Annotated in this window: 14 protein-coding genes and 2 tRNA genes; 10 read left to right on the plus strand and 6 right to left on the minus strand. The window is 34.5% G+C overall.

The window, feature by feature from the left end; genetic code table 11:
• Positions 1 to 14: 14 nt before the first annotated feature.
• From LNP23_RS06910 to LNP23_RS06925, 4 genes are all read right to left on the minus strand, one after another.
• Positions 15 to 236 (minus strand): DUF6814 family protein, encoded by a 222-nt coding sequence (locus tag LNP23_RS06910; RefSeq protein WP_047777813.1) that lies wholly within the window; start codon positions 234 to 236, stop codon positions 15 to 17.
• Between the two features lie 11 nt (positions 237 to 247).
• Positions 248 to 1,741 (minus strand): MFS transporter, encoded by a 1,494-nt coding sequence (locus LNP23_RS06915; RefSeq protein WP_230004387.1) that lies wholly within the window; start codon positions 1,739 to 1,741, stop codon positions 248 to 250.
• Positions 1,742 to 2,672: 931 nt separating this feature from the next.
• Positions 2,673 to 2,748 (minus strand) — tRNA-Phe (locus LNP23_RS06920).
• A gap of 1,149 nt (positions 2,749 to 3,897) precedes the next feature.
• Positions 3,898 to 3,973: transfer RNA gene (locus tag LNP23_RS06925), tRNA-Phe, on the minus strand.
• Positions 3,974 to 4,072: 99 nt separating this feature from the next.
• On the opposite strand from LNP23_RS06925, the gene LNP23_RS06930 reads away from it, so the two are divergent.
• The 6 genes from LNP23_RS06930 (at position 4,073) to LNP23_RS06955 (ending at position 10,308) form a co-directional block, all read left to right on the plus strand.
• The gene (locus LNP23_RS06930; protein ID WP_230004388.1) at positions 4,073 to 4,807 is read left to right on the plus strand and encodes a type III pantothenate kinase; all 735 of its coding nucleotides are present in this window, start codon (positions 4,073 to 4,075) and stop codon (positions 4,805 to 4,807) included.
• A complete protein-coding gene (gene bamG / locus LNP23_RS06935) occupies positions 4,800 to 6,032 on the plus strand; it encodes a BamG family beta-barrel-assembly machinery protein (RefSeq protein ID WP_230004389.1) in 1,233 nt (410 codons plus the stop codon). Before LNP23_RS06930 ends, bamG begins: the two co-directional genes overlap by 8 nt.
• A 50-nt stretch (positions 6,033 to 6,082) precedes the next feature.
• Positions 6,083 to 6,634 (plus strand): LPS export ABC transporter periplasmic protein LptC, encoded by a 552-nt coding sequence (lptC, locus tag LNP23_RS06940; protein ID WP_047772725.1) that lies wholly within the window; start codon positions 6,083 to 6,085, stop codon positions 6,632 to 6,634.
• Between the two features lie 8 nt (positions 6,635 to 6,642).
• Positions 6,643 to 6,837 (plus strand): hypothetical protein, encoded by a 195-nt coding sequence (locus tag LNP23_RS06945; protein WP_230004390.1) that lies wholly within the window; start codon positions 6,643 to 6,645, stop codon positions 6,835 to 6,837.
• 3 nt (positions 6,838 to 6,840) lie between these two features.
• Positions 6,841 to 8,100, plus strand: coding sequence for a hemolysin family protein (locus LNP23_RS06950; RefSeq protein WP_230004391.1), 1,260 nt, complete (start codon positions 6,841 to 6,843; stop codon positions 8,098 to 8,100).
• A gap of 108 nt (positions 8,101 to 8,208) precedes the next feature.
• Entirely contained in the window at positions 8,209 to 10,308 is a 2,100-nt protein-coding gene (locus LNP23_RS06955) for a peptidylprolyl isomerase (protein WP_047772730.1), read from the plus strand.
• A gap of 362 nt (positions 10,309 to 10,670) precedes the next feature.
• Here LNP23_RS06955 and LNP23_RS06960 read toward each other — a convergent pair whose 3' ends face one another.
• Complete coding sequence (locus LNP23_RS06960) at positions 10,671 to 11,585, minus strand: GYDIA family GHMP kinase (protein WP_230004392.1); 915 nt, start codon at positions 11,583 to 11,585, stop codon at positions 10,671 to 10,673.
• Between the two features lie 94 nt (positions 11,586 to 11,679).
• The gene (locus LNP23_RS06965) at positions 11,680 to 12,993 is read right to left on the minus strand and encodes a hydroxymethylglutaryl-CoA reductase, degradative (protein ID WP_230004393.1); all 1,314 of its coding nucleotides are present in this window, start codon (positions 12,991 to 12,993) and stop codon (positions 11,680 to 11,682) included.
• A 185-nt stretch (positions 12,994 to 13,178) separates the two neighbouring features.
• Between LNP23_RS06965 and LNP23_RS06970 the strand changes: the two genes are divergently transcribed.
• From LNP23_RS06970 to LNP23_RS06985, 4 genes are read left to right on the plus strand one after another with little or no spacing between them, the layout of a single operon-like run.
• Positions 13,179 to 15,350 (plus strand): S9 family peptidase, encoded by a 2,172-nt coding sequence (locus tag LNP23_RS06970; RefSeq protein ID WP_230004394.1) that lies wholly within the window; start codon positions 13,179 to 13,181, stop codon positions 15,348 to 15,350.
• A gap of 36 nt (positions 15,351 to 15,386) precedes the next feature.
• Positions 15,387 to 17,063 carry a peptide MFS transporter gene (locus tag LNP23_RS06975; protein ID WP_230004395.1) on the plus strand — a complete coding sequence of 559 codons (1,677 nt, stop codon included), beginning with the start codon at positions 15,387 to 15,389 and terminating at the stop codon, positions 17,061 to 17,063.
• Between the two features lies 1 nt (position 17,064).
• Positions 17,065 to 18,549 carry a peptide MFS transporter gene (locus tag LNP23_RS06980; protein WP_047773244.1) on the plus strand — a complete coding sequence of 495 codons (1,485 nt, stop codon included), beginning with the start codon at positions 17,065 to 17,067 and terminating at the stop codon, positions 18,547 to 18,549.
• A gap of 50 nt (positions 18,550 to 18,599) precedes the next feature.
• On the plus strand, positions 18,600 to 19,067 hold the full coding sequence (locus LNP23_RS06985) for a thioredoxin family protein (protein ID WP_047772739.1): 468 nt from the start codon (positions 18,600 to 18,602) through the stop codon (positions 19,065 to 19,067).
• Positions 19,068 to 19,140 lie beyond the last annotated feature (73 nt).

Here is a 19,140-nt window from a genome sequence, read left to right on the forward strand (position 1 = left end):
CGGAGTATAATTTATTACTTTTTGCTATACTCTCCAATTACAGAAAAATAGCCAAAAGTACCCAGACCTAAGACAATCAATGGCGTAAGGATAAAAAGGATAATAACGCCAAAAACTAGATCATCCTGTTTGTCCGAAAGTAGTTTTGGTAAACCAAATTCAAAGACGCAGAAATAAGCCGCCGCCGCCGCGAGGATAACCCATAAAACACCCAAAATTTGTTTAATCGCATTCATGTTTTAAAATTTTAAAGGTGAGTGGTTTGGTTTTTAGTATCGATATAAATCATTCCAATTACAAAACATACCGAAGCAATAATGATCGGATACCATAATCCGTCAAGATAAAAGTCAGGTTTTCCGGCTTCTTTGGCATGTGTTACAAAATAGGTTGAAATAGCAGGAAGTAAACCTCCAAAAATTCCATTCCCGACATGATACGGCAGAGACATCGAGGTGTATCTGATTTTAGTTGGAAACATTTCTACTAAAAAGGCAGCAATCGGTCCGTACACCATGGTAACAAATAACACCTGAATAAAGACCAGAAAAACTAAAGTCCATTTATCACTTGGGTTTATTGTAATTGAAATATTTTTTTGTGCTTCTTTTTTTGATGCATATGTTGTTTTCTCGACAGCGGATGTGCCGTCCGTGTAGTTTTTTGTGGTCGTAGTTACAGAACTTCCGTTATTTGAATTCTCGACCGTTTGTGTCGTTTTTGCTATGATTTCTGTTTTGTGTTCCACATCAGTTGTGGTGTACATTGTTCTGTAAATAGGTCTGTAGAATAAAATAGCCAGCAACATACCCGACATCATGATATATTTACGTCCTATTTTGTCGCTCAGCCATCCGAAGAAGATGAAAAAAGGAGTTCCTAGTAATAGCGCAATTCCCAACAAACTATCAACTTGTGAAGAATTAATATTCATCACCGTTTTCATAAAACTCATCGCATAAAACTGTCCCGTGTACCAAACAACACCTTGTCCCATTGTAGCGCCAAATAAGGCCAACAAAACAAATTTTAAGTTATAGCGGTTTCCGAAACTTTCTTTAAGCGGATTTTTGCTGGTAGTACCTTCTTTTTTTGCTTTTGCGAAAACCGGAGATTCATCCATATTTTTTCGTATCAAATAAGAGACACCAACCATAACAATAGAAATCCAGAATGGCACACGCCATCCCCAGGAATCAAAAGCTGCTGCCGAAAGCGTATTTTTAGTCACCAAAATCACCATCAAAGAGATAAACAACCCCACAGTAGCTGTGGTTTGAATCCAGGAGGTCCAATATCCCTTCTGTCCTTCAGGAGCATGTTCAGCGACATAAGTAGCAGCTCCGCCATATTCGCCACCAAGAGCAAGTCCTTGTAGTAAACGAAGAATCAGCACCAGTACAGGAGCTAAAAAGCCGATTGTTTCATAACTCGGAATACATCCAATTAAGAAAGTGGAGCCACCCATTAATAATAAAGTAGCCATAAAAGTATATTTGCGACCAATGATGTCGCCAAGTCTTCCAAAAAATAAAGCACCAAACGGGCGCACCACAAACCCAGCTGCAAAAGTGGCCAAAGTCGATAAAAAAGCAGCAGTCGGATTATCGCCCGGAAAAAATTTGGTCGATAAGACAACGGCCAAACTTCCGAAAATATAGAAATCGTACCATTCTATCATGGTTCCCATGGATGAGGCGGAAATTACTTTCCAAATTCCTTTTGCCGAAGTCTTACTCATTAATTAAAAACGTGATTTTGACACTAAATAAAACATTATGTAAATTTTTTACGAATATAAAAGATAATTTTTTATTTATTCGCTACTTTTTTTATGAAATATTAATTTATATTATTAGCAACGGTTTTTTCGGATTTGCTGTAAGGAAAGTACTTTAGGTCTTTGAAAAGTTGCAATCATTCTTTTTTATTTATTGTAATTTTTTACTGCTATTTCGTTGCGAAAAGCAATTAGCAAGAGTAGTGTGTTAAAATTTAAATTGGAATGTTTTGGTATTAACGAATGGTAAAGAGAAGTTAATTTACGGATTTGAAAAATAAGATCAATTTGTGTTCTGTGTTTTTTAATCGTTTGCCACGAATTACACTAATTGTCGCGAATTATTTTTTTTACCACAGATTAAAGAGATTCGCACGGATTGTTTAATCATTTTAATCTTTTAATCTGTGGCTTTCTTTTTAATCGTTTGCCATGAATTACATTAATTGTCGCGAATTATTTTTTGCCACAGATTAAAAGGATTCGCACAGATTGTTTAATTGTTTTGATCTTTTAATCTGTGGCATTTTTTTAATCGTTTGCCATGAATTACACCAATTGCCGCGAATTAATTTGTGTAATTCGTGTCTATTTTTTCTGCGTCACAAATTATTAATCATTTTAATCCTTTAAATCTGTGGCAGAATAAATAAAAGAGCCTTAAATTTTATAAATTAAAAAGGGTTTGTAGAAGTAGGGATTTCTTTTTTCGAAAATAACAAAGGTGTAAAGGTCAAAAAAAGCAGAAAAAAACTTAGCGACTCTGCGACTTTGCGAGAGAGATTCTCGGACTCAGAAGAAGGATTCTAGTAAGAATCCATAACTTTTGGACTTGGTCCATAATAAGGATAAAGTATAAAAACAAAAAACCCGAATATTGCTATTCGGGTTTTGGTGGTGCCTCCAGGGATCGAACCAGGGACACATGGATTTTCAGTCCATTGCTCTACCATCTGAGCTAAGGCACCATGCTTATTGCGGGTGCAAATATAGGAGGATTTTTGGTTTATCCAAAACATTTTACACGATTGTTTTAAAAATTTAAATCTAAGGTTTTAAAGTTTGAAATTTTGTAACAGTTTTTCAGGAATCAGCTTCGAAAGATGAAGGCTTTCCTAGAAAACTAGTGTGCTCATTTTGAGTAAACTCCTGAGTTTTCTTTGTAGGGAGTGATAAGATTGGTCAATAAAAATAACAAACCGGTTTAATTTGAGGTTTATTTTGGTCTTACTTTATATTGTAAGAAAATGCGCCTGGTGCTTTAACAAAGAGCTGTTGATTTTTGTAGAATGACATGTGAGTTTTGGGGACAAAATAAAGTTTCACGCAGATTTAGCAGATTTCGGCAGAAGCAATGCTAAAAAAATCTGCTAGAATCTGCAAAATCTGTGTGAAAAAATACCTCAAAAACCAAACCTAACAGGTTTTTGAAACCTGTTAGGTTTAATTTAAAAACAAGAAAGACAATTTCTGCACCCGTTCCGCTTCTTCGAGATTGGAATTTGGGATTTCAAAATTTGGAATTTAATAAAGATGAGATCTGGGATCAAGAATAAGTTGGGGACAAAATATAGTTTCACGCAGATTTAAGCAGAATCAATGCTAAAAAAATCTGCTAGAATCTGCTAAATCTGCGTGAAAAAATACCTCAAAAACCAAACCTAACAGGTTTTTGAAACCTGTTAGCTTTAATTTAAAAACAAGAAAGACAATTTCTGCACCCGTTCCGTTTCTTCGAGATTGGAATTTGGAATTTCAAAATTTGGAATTTAATAAACATGAGATCTGGGATGAAGAATAAGTTGGGGACAAAATAAAGTTTCACGCAGATTTAGCAGATTTAAGCAGAATCAATGCTAAAAAATCTGCTAGAATCTGCAAAATCTGCGTGAAAAAAACACCTCAAAAGCCAAACCTAACAGGTTTCAAAAACCTGTTAGGTTTAATTTAAAAACAAGAAAGACAATTTCTGCACCCGTTCCGCTTCTTCGAGACTGGAATTTGGAATTTCAAAATTTGGAATTAAATAAACGTCAGATCTGGGATCAAGGACAAGTAGTCTTTATTTTTTAGAAAAGGTATAAAAACAAAAAACCCGAATATTGCTATTCGGGTTTTGGTGGTGCCTCCAGGGATCGAACCAGGGACACATGGATTTTCAGTCCATTGCTCTACCATCTGAGCTAAGGCACCGTGCTGATTGCGGGTGCAAAGATAGAACCATTTTTGGTTTATCCAAAACATTTGTTTAAAAAAATCAATTCGTATCTTCGCACAGGTAAAAAAACAAATATGGTTTTAACAGTTGACGTTGGAAATACTAGAATTAAAGCGGCTGTCTTTGAGGGAGGTAGTATTCTGGAGAGCTTCGTTTTTGAGAAAAGTGACTTCGAGAATAAAATTGAAAATATTTTAAAAAAATTTCAAAATTGTACTGATTTGGTCGTTGCGTCGGTCGGAAATATCGAAAAACAAGCTTTTTTGACTTTCGAAAAGCAGCTTACGATTCATTTTTTGACACATGAAGACGTTTTTCCTTTCATAAACAAATATGCAACTCCAAAAACGTTAGGAATAGACCGGATGGTTTTGGCAGCCGGAGCCACTTTGCAGTTTCCAAAACAAAACAGATTGGTGATAGATGCCGGAACTTGTATTACTTATGATTTTATAGACGAACAGGATCAGTATTTGGGTGGTGCAATCTCTCCCGGACTCAGATTGCGTTATGAAGCGCTGCATAATTTTACGGCCAAATTGCCTTTGCTAACTTTAGAAGTACCGGAACACTATATAGGTGATTCTACAAAAGAGGCCATTCATTCTGGTGTTGTCAACGGGTTTGTCTATGAGGTTGATGGTTTTATCGAGGAGTATCGGGCAAATTTTTCAAATTTTATAATAATTTTAACGGGTGGCGATGCAGATTTTTTGGCTAAACGATTAAAAAATACCATATTTGCCAATTCAAATTTCCTTTTAGAAAGTTTGAACCAAACATTTCAATATAAAATCGACAATGATTAAAAAAATTATAATAAGTACTTGTTTACTTATATCGTTCGTTTCATTTGCACAGCAAGGTACTTCATCGCCTTATTCTTTTTACGGAATTGGTGATGCAAGATTCAAAGGAACTCTTGAATACAGGTCTATGGGGGGAGTTGCAGTAGAGCAGGATTCGATACATTTGAATATTGAAAATCCCGCAAGTTATGCCAGTTTGGGGCAAACCACTTTTAGTGTTGGAGGTACTTTTGGAACAACTAAAATAAAAACGGATAAAGAGACTTCAAAAGCACAAAGATCAACTTTTGATTATTTGGCTTTAGGTATTCCGATGGGTAAGTTTGGTGCTGCTATTGGTTTGGTTCCTTTAACTTCCGTTGGGTATAGAATTTCAAATGACAAAACCACTATTCCGGATGCAATAAGCAGTCAGTTAGAAGGAAAGGGTGGAGTTAATAAAGTGTTTTTCGGACTTGGTTATAAAATTACACCTAAATGGAATATTGGTGCTGATGTACAATATAATTTTGGTAAAATCACGACTACAAGCGTAGAGATGAAAACAGATGTTCAAAATGCTACCAGAGAAACAAATACTTCTGAGTTATCAGGGGTGAACTTTAATATTGGTACAATGTATCAGACGAAGATCGATAAAAAATTGAACTTGTATACGAGTTTGAGTTATACCTTCTCGGGTAATTTAAATTCAGACAATGGCAGAATTACTGAAGTTGACGGAGATCCGAACACGTTTACCTATCCTGAAAATTCGGTTAAGTTAAAGATTCCTGGTAAATTTACATTTGGTGCAGGTATTGGAGAAGCGAGAAAATGGTTAGTAGGTACTACAATGGCTTTTCAAGGCGATGCAGGTTCACTTGCTAATTATTACAATACAGCTAGTAATGTGCGTTACGAAAAATCTTCAAAATATGCTGTTGGGGGTTATTACATTCCTAACTATACTTCTTTCTCAAGTTACTTAAGCAGAGTTACCTATAGAGCGGGTCTTAAATATGAAAAAGTAGGTTTGATTATCAATAATGAATCAATTAATGATGTTGGTATGACATTGGGTGCCGGTTTTCCAATTACAGGGACTTTTTCAAATGTAAATTTTGGAATTGAATTTGGTAAAAAGGGAACTACTTCATCAGGTTTAGTTAAAGAAAATTACATGAATTTTAGCATGAGTTTCTCTTTTAACGATAGATGGTTTGTGAAAAGCAGATTCAACTAAACATAACTTTATGTTTTTTTAAGCTCAGTACAATTTACTACATTTGGCAAATGAATTTACCAAAGAAATATATACTAACAATTGTCACAGTTCTTGCTGTGACAATGTTTTTTGGATGCGAAAGTAATTTTAAAGAAGTTCAGAAAAGTAACTTTTCAGAGTTTGTTCCCGGCAGTGATGCCGATACCGTAAATATAAAATATACGGATTCAGGACGTATAACCGGAGTTTTGGTTAGTTCTAAAATGTTGGATTATTCGAATCTCGATTTTCCGTTTACAGAGTTTCCAAAGGGAATTGATGTTACTTTATATGATAAAAATCTAAAACGTACCTTTATAAGATCAAATTACGCTATTTCCTATAAGCCAACCGGAATTATTGATTTGCAGGGAAAAGTGAAAATCACATCAGAAACCGGTCAGATGCTGGAGACAGAGCAGTTGTATTTTGATCAGAAGAACGAATGGTTTTATACCGAAAGAAAATTTAAGCTTACAGATGCAAAAGGGGTTTCTTACGGACAGGGAATTGATTTTAGTAAGGATTTTAAAGTGATAAATTCACAACGAATAACAGGCGAATTAGAAGCCGAAGAATAAATTATATTATGGGTTATTTAAAATACACACAATACGTTTACATATTATTTGCAGTTTTCTTTATTTATGATGGCGTTATAAAGCTAAACGAAGGAATTGAAGGCTCTACGATGAGTTTTATAATTGCCGGTTTAGCTGTTTTTATGTTTTTCTTCAGGAGAAAATTTGCCAGGAAATTTGACGATCGTAACAAAAAACAATAAAAAATGGAGATTGGTATTATAATACTATGTTTAATACTGTCAGCCTTTTTTTCAGGAATGGAAATTGCTTTTATTTCCTCGAATAAAATTTATCTTGAAATAGAAAAAAAACAGGATAATTTTCTCTCTCAAATTCTTACCAAACTTACCGGTAATCCCTCTAAATTTATTGCTGCAATGCTCATTGGTAACAATGTGGCGCTGGTAGTTTATGGTTTTTTTATGGGTGATCTGATCTTGATGCAGCTAACTCAATTGGGTTATCGGTTCTCTGAGGTTGCTGGTTTGTTGATTCAGACCGTAATTTCTACTTTTATAGTTTTGATTACAGCTGAGTTTCTTCCTAAGGTTTTCTTTCAGATTTATGCCAATTCCTTAATTAAATTTTTTGCAATTCCGGCCTATCTGTTTTATAGACTATTTTACTATATTTCGACTTTCTTTATCTGGATTTCAGATTTTGTTTTAAAGAAATTTTTTAAAACAGAGGGAGATCAGGTACAGTTGTATTTTAGTAAAGTAGAGCTCGGAAATTATATTAACGAACAAATGAGTTCTGTTGAGGATAATGAAGAAGTCGATTCGGAAATTCAGATTTTTCAAAATGCTTTAGAATTTTCGGGTGTAAAAGCGCGCGATATTATGACACCACGTACAGAAATTGTTGCGGTGGATTTATTTGACAGTGTTGAAGAACTTAAAGAAGTATTTATAGAAACCGGATATTCTAAAATTGTAGTGAGTCAAAACTCATTAGATGATATCGTGGGTTATGTGCATTCTTTTGATTTGTTTAAGAAGCCAAAAACAATCAAATCTGTTTTGATGACAGTAGAGTTTGTTCCGGAAACTATTTCGATAAAAGACGCGTTAAATCTGTTGATCAAAAAAAGAAAGAATGTCGCGGTTGTTTTAGATGAACATGGAGGAACAGCAGGGATAATTACCATAGAAGATATTGTAGAAGAACTTTTTGGTGAGATCGAAGACGAGCATGATCTGGATGAGGAATTGATAGAGCAGGAGTTGAGCCAGGGTAAGTATTTGTTTTCAACTCGTTTAGATGTAGAGTATTTGAATGAAACCTACAAATTGGGTATTCCCGAAGAAGATTCATACGGTACTTTAGGAGGTTTTATAGTAAATTCAACAAAAGAAATTCCTCAAAAAGGGGAAGAAATAGTGATTGATAACTATCATTTCGTGATAGAAGAGGCAACAAATAAGAAAATCGAATTAGTAAAAATGACTATAAAAGAGTGATTTTTTTAGTAATTGAAAAAAAATGTGTAAAATAAAACCCTAGTTGTATTGTTATTAACTAGATAATTGTATTTTCGCAAACTGAATATAAAATTAACGATAATAAAAATGGCAGTTTTAGCAAAAATTAGACAGCGTTCCGCTTTATTAATAGGAGTTATTGCACTTGCATTATTTGCATTTATAATACAAGATCTATTCACCAGAGGGACTTTCGGTCAAAGTTCGAAAGATGTAGGAAGTATCGATGGAAAAGACATTTCATTTGAAGACTTTAGAGTTAAAGTTAGTAATGTTGAAAAAAGTGGTCAGGGAATTTCTTCTACCGAAGCTGCTAACAGAGTTTGGGACCAAGAGGTTTCAATCGCATTATTATCAACTCAGTTTGAAAAATTAGGATTGAGAGTAGGTGAAAAACACTTAATTGAAGTTCTGAAAGCTGATCCGAATATTGGTAAAAACCCAATGTTCTTAAATGCAGCTGGTATGTTTGATATCGTTAAATTCAAAGAGTACTTTAAATCAAATCCTGAAGCAAAACAATATATTGCAGATAAAGAGAAAGATGCTACATTAAATGCAAAATTTCAAATCTACAATACATTAGTAAAATCAGGACTTTACACAACTGCTAGTGAAGGAAAGTTGAAATACGAAATGGAAGCGAACAAAGTAAATTTTGCTTATGTTGCCGGATTGTATTCTTCTATTAAAGATAGTGAAGTGAAAATTTCTGATTCAGAAATTGTGGACTACATGAAGAAAAACGAGAAAAAATTCAAAGCGGATGATACTCGTGAAATTCAATATGTTTTAGTTGAAGATAAAGCTTCAAAAGAAGACGAAGCTGAAATTAAAGCTAAGATTACTGCGTTGTTATCAGGAAGTGTTGTTTACAATGCAAAAACAGGTAAAAACGATACTTTGCCAGGTTTCAGAAATGCAACTAACATTGCTGAATTTGTAAATTCAAATTCTGATGTTCCTTACGATTCTACTTATGTTGCTAAAAATAACTTGCCTGCAGTTGATGCAGATAAATTGTTTTCTTTAGCTCCGGGTCAAATCTACGGACCTTACGTTTTTGGTAAATACTACTGTATTTCTAAATCTCTTGGATTTAAAGCAGGAGTTAATGCAAAAGCAAGCCATATTTTAATTGGATATACAGGTTCTCAAACGCCAAATACAAAAGAGAAAAGAACGAAAGAAGAAGCAAAAGCTAAAGCTGAAGAAATTCTAGCTCAGGTTCAGGCTAATCCGGATAGTTTCATGATGTTGGCTTTTACAAGTTCTGATGATTCATCTGCACAACAAGGTGGTGATTTAGGATATTTTGGTCCAAACCAAATGGTAAAACCTTTCAATGATTTTGTATTCAGTAACGGAATTGGAAAAGTTGGTTTAGTAGAAACTCCTTTTGGATTTCATATTATCAAAATCACAGACAAACAAGACGGAATTCGTTTAGCTACAATAGCTCAAAAAATCGAACCATCTGAGGTAACTTCTGATAAAGTATTTACTTTGGCAACTAAATTTGAAATGGATGCTGCTAAGAATGATTTTAATGCAACAGCAAAAGAATTAGGATTAAAAGTAGCTCCTCCTGTAACTGCAAAAGCAATGGACGAAGCATTTGGTTCATTAGGAAATCAACGTAACATTATAAGATGGGCATTTGATAAAGAAACAGATAAAAATGATGTTAAGCGTTTTGAAATCGCTAATATTGGTCACGTAATTGCTCAATATAAAAGCGAAAACAAATCAGGTTTGGTATCTGTAGTTGCTGCAAGACCTTATGTAGAGCCAATCTTGAAAAACAAGAAAAAAGCAGAAATGCTAAAAGCTAAAATGACAGGATCTAGTCTTGAAGCAGTTGCTAAAAGTGCTGGTGTTGCTGTTCAACAAGCTGCTAATGTAACTATGGATAATCCAGTTTTACCTGGTGGAGTTGGACAAGAGCCAAAAGTTGTTGGTAATGCATTTGCTTTAGCTGCAAATAAAATTTCTGCTCCAATTGAAGGAAATACAGGAGTTTATGTAGTGAAGAATGTTAGTACTGTAAAAGCTCCGGCGATTGCAAGTCATGCTCCTTACATCGAAAAGGTAAAAGCACAAAGCGCATCTGATGCAAGCAGAATTTTACCAGCGTTAAAAAACAATGCTAAAATCGAAGACAACAGATTACAGTTTAACTACTAGGTCTATCAAAATAATTAAAAAAGCCATCTCTGCTAAAATTAGAGATGGCTTTTTTTTTGCTTATTGTTTTCCTTAGTTGTGAGGACAGAATTGCAAGAAATAAGGATTGATGCTTCGCTAATGCAACTGGTTACACTTCGAAGAAAAACACATTTTTTAAGTAAGAAATTACCAAGGGAGCGAAGATTTTGATATAAACTCGCTGAATCAATTAGGAAGTTACTGTAAAGAAGGTACTTCTGGATTTAACTTTTTAAAAGTGTTTGTAAATAAAAAGGAAGCAATCTCAAACAGCGAGATTGCTTCCTTTTGGTATGTTATAATCAAATGATTTTTAAATTGTTGCGTAATACTGTGTCATTTTACAATATCATTTCCGCATAAGTAAGAATGGTTTCATATCCTTTTGAAGCAAAATACTCCTTTGGGTTTTCTTTTGAAATCACCAATACAAAATCGCCACCCCATGCACCAAGGCTTTTTACGACACCATTAAAATCAGGAAAAGCAATTTCTTTTATGGTTTCCAATTCTAAGATATTACTTAAGTGTGTTTCATGTTTTTCTAAGGCGTAAGCAAATTCGGTTAAGGTTTTTGCCTTTAAGGCCGCCTGCGTGATTTTGTTATTCTCGGTAATGCTGTTGGCTAAATTTTGATTTTTATTATTGTAGTATGCGTTTATGGCTGTTTTACTGCTTTGTTTTTTATTAAGGTAAACAAAGAATAAATTCTGAGTAAAATCCGGATTAAAAGTTACAGGCTCTACTACAGGTACATTTTGTTCCAGACGGTAAATAATCGGAGTATTGTGTTGTGCGCAGGCAATATCGTAACCACTACCTCCAAAACTGTTTTTAAGTAGCGTAAAAGCATCTATTTTGGTCCATTGAGCGATATTGTTCAATAAGGTAGAAGAAGTGCCTAATCCCCAGTTTTTAGGAAATGTAAGCTGCGTTGTAATATGGTAACCCTGAGCTTGATTAATAAAGTCAGGATTTAAGAGATAAGCCTCATGCAAAATCGTAATTAAGGTCGTTTTTACAGTCTCAATTTGTGCAATTGGATTGTTTATAATATCTGAAAAAGAGATACAATCTTCAAACCAAATCTGATGGTCAAAATCGTAACTTTTCCATTTAATTTCCTTGTTTGTTCCATCTTCTACGACTAAATTTTGTTCAAATTTTGTTGGCAGCGCAAAAGCTTTGGCACCATCCAAAACCAGATATTCACCCGTAATTAAGAGTTTGCCGTTACTGTAAAAGGTTGTTTTCATTCTGTCTCTTTTGACTCCGGTACAATGTTTTTTTTATATTCCTCAAAAAATTTGAGGAGTATAAAAGGACAACAAACACGAGAGTAACTTCTGATTATTTTCGTAAATTTTCTATAAATTCAACCACAGCACTGTGAGAAATTGCATTGGTCTTAAAGTGCGTTTTAATCAAATGACGCTCTTCTTCGGTGGCTTCAAATTGGTTGATAATATTATTTAGGTGCATTTTCATATGGCCTGCCTGAATTCCGTTTGTTGTTAGCGAGCGTAATGCGGCAAAATTTTGTGCCAGACCTGCAACGGCGACTACTTCCATTAGTTCTCTTGCAGAAGGTTTTTGAAGCACCTCTAAACACAATTTTACTAAAGGATGTAAGGAGGTTAGTCCGCCAACAGTGCCCAGTGCAAGTGGAATTTCAAGCCAAAAAGTAAATATTCCATTTTCGATTTTGGCATGTGATAAACTCGAATACTGACCATTTCTGGAGGCATAAGCATGAATGCCGGCTTCTACTGCTCTAAAGTCATTTCCTGTCGCCAGAATTACCGCATCAACACCATTCATAATACCTTTATTATGGGTTACGGCTCTAAATGGCTCCACTTCTGCAATTTGAACAGCTTGTACAAAACGTTCTGCAAATTCCTGCGGATTTGAAATGTGTTTCTCAGTTAAGTCTTCAACCGGGCAAGAAACCTCGGCTCTGACAACACAGTTTGGTACATAATTAGATAAAATACTCATGACAACCTGAAGAGTTTCATTTTCGGCAAATAAATCAGAATTTTGAGCTTCTTCTTTTAAAGTTGTCGCAAATTGTTCCAGACAAGAATTAATGAAATTGGCTCCCATACTGTCTTTGGTTTCAAAAGTAGCATGCAGTTGGAAATAATTGTCAAGTAAATTTCTTTTGTCTCTTAATTGAATATCGAGAATTCCTCCTCCGCGCTGTTGCATATTTTTGGTAATGCTTTGCGTGTCTGAGAAAAATTTAGGTTTGATTTGATCGAAGAACAACTGTAATTTTTCAGCATCTCCGTTGAATGTAAAATGAACCTGTCCAATTTTTTCAGTATTCATTACGGTTGCCTTAAATCCACCACGTGTGGCCCAGAATTTGGCAGCTTTTGAAGCAGCGGCTACCACAGAACTTTCTTCAATAGCCATTGGGATTGTTTTGTACGTCCCGTTGATTAAAAAGTTAGGAGCAACTCCAAGCGGAATATATAAATTAGTGATGGTGTTTTCTATGAATTCATCGTGCAGTTGTTGGAGCTTGTGGTCTGAATTCCAGTAATTTCTTATTATTTTAAGAGCCTCGTCGGGAGTCGAAAAATAGGTGTTTGCAATCCAGTTTATTTTTTCATTTTTGGATAATTTTGAAAATCCGGCAACGGCGTTGTTCATTCTCAGTAGATTAAATAGTAATATTGCGGCAAATATACCAATTTAAGAGGTTTGTTTGCAATCTATAAATGAAAATCCGAAAGTACGCAATCGTTATTTTTTTTAACATTTAACACTTATAATGGGCATTATGTTTATTTTTTTTACTAAAATTGGGCTCTTTTTTATATTTTAAAATAATACGAATGAATACAAGTAGAATTACGGTCATACTATTGTTACTGGTTACGACTGTTTTTGGTCAGCAAAAAGTCACTGTTGAAAATATTTATCATGGCGTTTTTCAGGCCAAAGGAATGGACAAATTACAATCCTTGAAAAACACAAACCAGTATACCGTATTGAATGCTGATGAGGCAAGTGGGAGCATGGAGATCGATTTATATGATTTTGCTACGCTTAAAAAAGTATCCAATTTAATTGACACAAAAAATCACGCAGCGCTAGCTGGTAAAATAGACAGTTACACTTTCGATTCTTCTGAAAAAAAGATTTTGATTGCCTGCAACTCCAGACAGATTTTCCGACACTCCTTTATCGCAGATTATTTTTTGTACGATATTACTTCAAAATCCTTAACAAAGCTTTTCGATTTTCAGGTTCAGGAACCAACGTTCTCTCCTGATGGAACTAAAATTGCCTATGCAAAGGAAAATAATTTATATGTGTACGATGTTACTTCAAAAAAAATAACAGCAGTAACGACAGATGGTAAGAAGAATGCAGTCATTAATGGTATTACGGACTGGGTTTATGAAGAAGAATTTGCTTTTGTAAGAGCATTCGACTGGAGTCAGGACAGCAAAAAACTAGCATACATTCGCTTTGATGAAAGTGCAGTTCCTGAGTTCTCAATGGCAATGTATCATAAAGACCTGTATCCGAAAATTGAAACCTTCAAATATCCGAAAGCAGGAGAGAAGAATTCAGCAGTTTCCTTACATATTTATGATGCTGCCGCAAATGCAACCAAAAAAGTAGATCTTGGAAATTACAATGATTTTTATATTCCAAGGTTAAAATGGACCAATGATAGTAATGTACTCTCTGCACAGGTCTTAAACCGTCATCAGGACAATCTGGATTTGTTATTTGTTGATGGGACAACTGCCGTTGCAAAAGTGGTTTTGAATGAGAAAGACAAAGCATACGTTGATATTACAGATAATTTGACTTTTTTAAAAGACAACAGCTTTATCTGGACAAGCGAAAAAGACGGATTCAATCATATTTATTTATATGACAAAACCGGAAAATTAAAAAATCAGGTTACAAAAGGAAACTGGGAAGTAACTTCATACTACGGTTTCGACGAAAAAACAAAAACTATTTTCTATCAATCTACTGAAAATGGTTCTATTAACAGAGCAATTTACCGCATCTCATTAGACGGAAAAAACAAAATTGCGCTGGCTAAAACTACAGGAACAAACGCAGCGACTTTTAGTCCAAACTTCCAATACTTTATCAATACATTCTCTAGTGCTGCTCAGCCAACTACGTATACTTTAAACGAAGCAAAAACGGGTAAAGAGATTCAGGTGATTGAGAACAATAAGGCGCTTTCTGATAAATTGGTAGCTTATAATTTGCCGGTTAAAGAATTCTTTGTTTTAAAAACTGCAAAAGGAATTGAATTAAATACCTGGATATTAAAGCCAAAAGATTTTGATCCTTCCAAAAAATATCCTGTTTTTATGTACCAGTATTCTGGTCCGGGTTCTCAACAAGTAAATAATGATTGGAACAATAAAGATGATTATTGGTTTATATCCCTTACACAACAAGGCTATATTGTAGTTTGTGTTGATGGTCGAGGAACTGGTTTTAAAGGTGCTGATTTCAAAAAAGTAACACAAAAAGAATTAGGAAAATACGAAGTAGAAGATCAGATCGATGCTGCGAAAGTACTTGGAACGTATCCGTATGTTGATGCTTCAAGAATCGGAATGTTCGGATGGAGTTATGGTGGATTTATGGCTTCAAATTGTATTTTTCAGGGGAATGATGTTTTCAAAATGGCAATTGCTGTTGCTCCGGTAACCAACTGGCGTTTTTACGACAGCGTTTATACAGAAAGATACCTGCAGACTCCTCAGGAAAATGAAAGTGGCTATGATCAGAATTCTCCAATAAATTATGTGGACAAATTAAAAGGGAAGTTTCTGTTGATACACGGATCAGGTGATGATAATGTGCATCTGCAAAATTCAATGCAAATGATGGAAGCATTAATTCAGGCTAACAAACAATTTGATTCTGAGATTTATCCGGACAAAGACCATCATATTCTGGGTACAGAAACGAGAATTCATCTTTATACTAAAATGACTAACTTTATCAAAGAAAATTTATAGAATAACTTTATAACCTTAAAAAAAATAATAAATAATATGGGAGAGAAACAAGTAAAATCGGCGCATCCAAAAGGACTTTGGGTATTGTTTGGAACGGAGATGTGGGAGCGGTTCAATTTTTATGGAATGCGAGCTTTATTAACTTTATTTCTTGTTAACTCTTTATTAATGAAGGAAGAAGAAGCCTCGTTGATTTATGGTGGTTTTCTTGGACTTTGTTATTTAACTCCAATGTTAGGAGGTTTCGTTGCCGATCGTTTTTTGGGGAACAGAAACTGTATCCTGTTAGGAGGATTATTAATGGCAATCGGACAATTGTTGTTGTTTACCAGCGGAAGTATTTTTGGGGAGCATATTGATCTTGCAAAAATAGTTATGTACTCTGCATTAGGAGTTATTGTGTTTGGTAATGGATTCTTCAAACCAAATATCTCAAGTATGGTGGGGAGTTTGTATCCAAAACAGGAAAAAACAAAATTAGATAGTGCTTTTACTATTTTCTACATGGGTATTAATATCGGAGCCTTTTTAGGTCAGTCTATTTGTCCTTTATTAGGAGATGTAAAAGACGCTGGAGGTATTAGAGATATTCATGCTTTCAGATGGGGTTTCCTGGCAGCTTCTGCAGCCATGTTTATCGGGACTATAGTTTTTTACTTTTTAAAAAATAAATATGTGGTTTCTCCTGAAGGAAAACCACTAGGAGGTTTACCTTCTAAAAATGATGCTTCTGATTTTGAAGAAGGAGAAGCGCAAAAAGCTAATTTCTCTAACAAAGCCCTTGCAACTGCAGGAGTTGCTTTTGTTGCTTTAGGATTCTTTTTTCACTATGTGGTAGGTCAGAATCTGATTTATACTTTGATTTACTCGAGTGGTTTATCATTGGCAGGATTAATTATTTCGGATACTTCTTTAACTAAGATTGAAAGAGACAGGATATTTGTAATTTATATTGTTTCCTTTTTTATTATTTTCTTCTGGGCAGCTTTTGAACAAGCGGGTTCATCATTGACTTTTATTGCAGATAATCAAACCGACAGAAATTTCTTTGGCTGGCAAATGCCTCCGTCAATGGTTCAGATTTTTAACGGAATGTTTGTAGTTTTATTGGCGGTACCGTTCAGTATATTATGGGATACATTAAGAGCCAATAGTAAAGAACCAATCTCTCCTGTAAAATTAGCGGTAGGTCTAGTGATAATATCGATTAGTTTCTTTATGATCGCGACACAGGTTTCTTATATTGGAACTTCAGGATTATTATTGGTTAAATGGTTGATCTTATTGTATTTTTTAAATACATGTGCCGAATTATGTTTGTCTCCTATCGGTTTATCTTTAGTAGGTAAATTGGCTCCAAAACGATTTGCTTCTTTATTGTATGGTGTGTTTTTCTTGTCTAATGCATCAGGTTACGCTTTAGGAGGAACTTTAGGCTCTATTTTGCCTGCAACGGGTGATAAGTTTGCCAAAGCAAAAGAATTAGGTATAGATCTTCAGGCTGTTTTAGATAAAACGATAACACCTACAGCAGAACAAATAGTCCTTTTAGAAAAACATCAAATTAGTGCAGCAAATCACTTTTTTGCAGGATTTGAAATTCATAATTTATACGAGTTTTTCATGGTATTTGTTGTGCTAACAGGTATCGCTGCAGTTGTATTGTTTGCACTGACTCCATTTTTGAAAAAAATGATGCATGGTGTTAGATAAAATGGAAAAAAATATCACTTTAGAAGAAATACAGAATTTTAAAGGCAAGTATCCAAAGCAATTATGGTATTTGTTTTTGGTTGAAATGTGGGAGCGTTTCTGTTTCTACGGAATGAGAGGAGTTTTAGCATTCTTTATGGTAGACCAATTAGGTTTACTGGAAGGAAAAGCGAATCTGCAATACGGAGCGATTCAGGCTTTTGTTTATGCTTTCACTTTCATCGGAGGAATTTTCGCCGACAAAATTTTAGGATTTAAAAAATCATTACTATTCGGAGGAATAGTAATGATTTTAGGTAATTTACTTATTGCAGCTTCACCCCATGATTTTTTCTATTATGGGATAACACTTTCGATTATTGGAACCGGTTTCTTTAAACCAAACGTATCGTCGATGGTAGGAGAGTTGTATCATGAAAATGATGGTAGAAGAGACGCCGGATACGGAATGTTCTATGCCGGAATCAATATTGGTGGAATGTTAGGAGGAGCGATTCCGATTTACTTAGGTAAAAATTACTCTTGGAGTTTGTGCTTCCTGTCTGCTGCGATTGTAATGATTATTGGAGTTATTACTTTTCTTTTGACCAAAAAACATTTGGCACCAATTGGAAATTCACCTCTTGAGAATCACGAACCTAAAAAACGTAATCTTTATGAGATCGCAGTATATGTAGGTTCATTACTAGTGATACCATTGGTTTATATAATGGTAATTAATTCTGATTTTACAGAATACTTTATGTACACTATTGGTGTGGTTGCATTGTCGTATTTTTTATTCGAATTACTAAGAATTAAAGACAGAAAGCAACAGTATAAATTATTGGCTGCGTTTGTTTTTATCTTCGGATATTTTATGTTCATGGCTATTTCTGAGCAATCCGGAGGATCTTTGTCTTTATTTGCAAAAGATAATTTGACCAATAAATTGTTGTTTTTTACTATTGACCCCAATGTGGTTAACAATAGTATTAATTCATTATATGTAATTATTTTTAGTCCTTTAGTGGGATTGTTATGGATCTTTCTTTACAAAAGAAAAATAGAACCAAATACAGTTGTTAAATTCGGACTTTCCTTTATCCTTTTAGCTGCCGGATTCTTCGTTTTTTATAGCGCAAGATTTTTTGTAGATGTAAACGGATTAAGTTCTTTAGACGTATTTGCCTTAGGATATCTGGTATATACACTAGGAGAATTGTGTATAGGACCAATCGGAATGTCGGTAATTACCAAATTGTCACCAAAAAGATTGTTTGGTATGATGATGGGTTTATGGTTTTTATCAAGTGCATTTGGTCAATTTGCTGCAGGAAAACTGGGGTCAGAAATGTCAAATGCCAATACAGGAACGACATTAATGTCAAAACTTATTGCTTATACAGACGGATACTATCAATTGGCAATCTATTCCTTAATTGCCGGTATCGTTTTAATCGTTACGACACCATTAATTAAGAAATTAATGCAAGAAGTAAAGTAGATGACATTTTGCATTGCAAATTTTGTTTAAATTTGTTAAAAATAAACAACATGAAAAAAATATTTTTAATAGCTTTCTTTTTGGTTGGAGCATTTGTTGCCCAGGCTCAAGAGTTGAAATGGCATACAGATGTAAAAGAAGCCATTGCAATAAGTAATAAAGAAAACAAACCAATGTTACTGTTTTTTACAGGAAGCGATTGGTGTGGATGGTGTATCCGACTGCAAAATGAAGTTTTAAAAACGGCTGAATTTTCAAAGTGGGCAAGTCAGAATGTTGTTTTAGTTGAATTAGATTATCCTAGAAGAACACCACAGACACCCGAATTAAAAAATCAGAATAACGAATTGCAACAAGCATTTGGTATACAAGGTTTTCCAACCATTTATTTTACCAGCGCTGAATCTAAAGACGGTAAAGTTAATTTTAAAGGCCTTGGTCATACCGGATATGTTGCCGGAGGTCCGACTGCCTGGTTGGCCGTAGCCGAAGGAATTGTTCATCCGAAAAAATCATAAAGATATTTTAAAAATAGCTTTCTAAAGACTCCTTACAGTACGTTGTAAGGAGTTTTTTTTGTTTAGAATAGGC

Origin of the sequence: Flavobacterium cupriresistens, from assembly GCF_020911925.1 — a bacterium.
Taxonomy (GTDB): Bacteria; Bacteroidota; Bacteroidia; order Flavobacteriales; family Flavobacteriaceae; genus Flavobacterium; species Flavobacterium cupriresistens.

Excerpts from the sequence above, each read along its gene's own strand:
- LNP23_RS06970 (WP_230004394.1), top strand. The coding sequence starts at position 13,179 with ATGAATACAAGTAGAATTACGGTCATACTATTGTTACTGGTTACGACT.
- LNP23_RS06975 (WP_230004395.1), top strand. The coding sequence starts at position 15,387 with ATGGGAGAGAAACAAGTAAAATCGGCGCATCCAAAAGGACTTTGGGTA.
- LNP23_RS06965 (WP_230004393.1), bottom strand. The coding sequence starts at position 12,993 with ATGAACAACGCCGTTGCCGGATTTTCAAAATTATCCAAAAATGAAAAA.
- LNP23_RS06955 (WP_047772730.1), top strand. The coding sequence starts at position 8,209 with ATGGCAGTTTTAGCAAAAATTAGACAGCGTTCCGCTTTATTAATAGGA.
- LNP23_RS06910 (WP_047777813.1), bottom strand. The coding sequence starts at position 236 with ATGAATGCGATTAAACAAATTTTGGGTGTTTTATGGGTTATCCTCGCG.
- lptC (WP_047772725.1), top strand. The coding sequence starts at position 6,083 with ATGAATTTACCAAAGAAATATATACTAACAATTGTCACAGTTCTTGCT.
- LNP23_RS06980 (WP_047773244.1), top strand. The coding sequence starts at position 17,065 with ATGGAAAAAAATATCACTTTAGAAGAAATACAGAATTTTAAAGGCAAG.
- LNP23_RS06985 (WP_047772739.1), top strand. The coding sequence starts at position 18,600 with ATGAAAAAAATATTTTTAATAGCTTTCTTTTTGGTTGGAGCATTTGTT.
- LNP23_RS06915 (WP_230004387.1), bottom strand. The coding sequence starts at position 1,741 with ATGAGTAAGACTTCGGCAAAAGGAATTTGGAAAGTAATTTCCGCCTCA.
- LNP23_RS06950 (WP_230004391.1), top strand. The coding sequence starts at position 6,841 with ATGGAGATTGGTATTATAATACTATGTTTAATACTGTCAGCCTTTTTT.
- LNP23_RS06960 (WP_230004392.1), bottom strand. The coding sequence starts at position 11,585 with ATGAAAACAACCTTTTACAGTAACGGCAAACTCTTAATTACGGGTGAA.
- LNP23_RS06945 (WP_230004390.1), top strand. The coding sequence starts at position 6,643 with ATGGGTTATTTAAAATACACACAATACGTTTACATATTATTTGCAGTT.
- bamG (WP_230004389.1), top strand. The coding sequence starts at position 4,800 with ATGATTAAAAAAATTATAATAAGTACTTGTTTACTTATATCGTTCGTT.
- LNP23_RS06930 (WP_230004388.1), top strand. The coding sequence starts at position 4,073 with ATGGTTTTAACAGTTGACGTTGGAAATACTAGAATTAAAGCGGCTGTC.